Below are 576 nucleotides of genomic sequence, written 5' to 3' on the forward strand. Positions count from 1 at the left end.
ATAAAATACCTTTAGCTTTTATTTTTAAATAATTACAAATTCATGTTAATAAATTTATAACTTGTTGATTAGTTTATTACTAGGAGTTAACTATGACACGAACTGCATTAAATATTTCTTATTACGACTGCACGGGTGCAGAACAATAGTAGGGTAACTGCCGAAAACAGCTAGGTAACGAAATATTTAGCCTTGTTATAGTGCAATCATCTGTCGTTAAATAAAGCCATATAAGCCAATTGGTAAAATATCAAAACCAAATAAAAAAGGAGATGACCAAAGTCATCTCCTTTTAAAATTATTATAGGTATTCGCTAAATTAAAGAGATAGCTAATACCTTACTTCAATTAACCTAGTAGGCTAAGTGCTGTTTGCGGTAACTGATTTGCTTGCGACAAGATTGATGTACCTGCTTGTTGCAAGATTTGGTTTTTCGTCATCTCAGCGGTTTCTGTTGCAAAGTCAGTATCTTGAATACGGCTGCGTGATGCAGATACGTTCTCTGATATATTTGCTAAGTTACTTATTGTGTGGTCAAAACGGTTTTGGACCGCACCTAAGCTCGCTCGTTGTGA

1 protein-coding gene is annotated in these 576 nt (G+C 34.4%); it reads right to left on the reverse strand.

Going from position 1 to position 576, the window contains the following annotated elements:
- Positions 1 to 348: 348 nt before the first annotated feature.
- On the reverse strand, positions 349 to 576 hold a 228-nt coding region (locus tag CXF76_RS00795), incomplete at its 5' end, for a flagellin (RefSeq protein WP_269801297.1).

The sequence above is a fragment of the Pseudoalteromonas sp. 78C3 genome (genome assembly GCF_002836695.1).
Taxonomy (GTDB): domain Bacteria; phylum Pseudomonadota; class Gammaproteobacteria; order Enterobacterales; family Alteromonadaceae; genus Pseudoalteromonas; species Pseudoalteromonas arctica.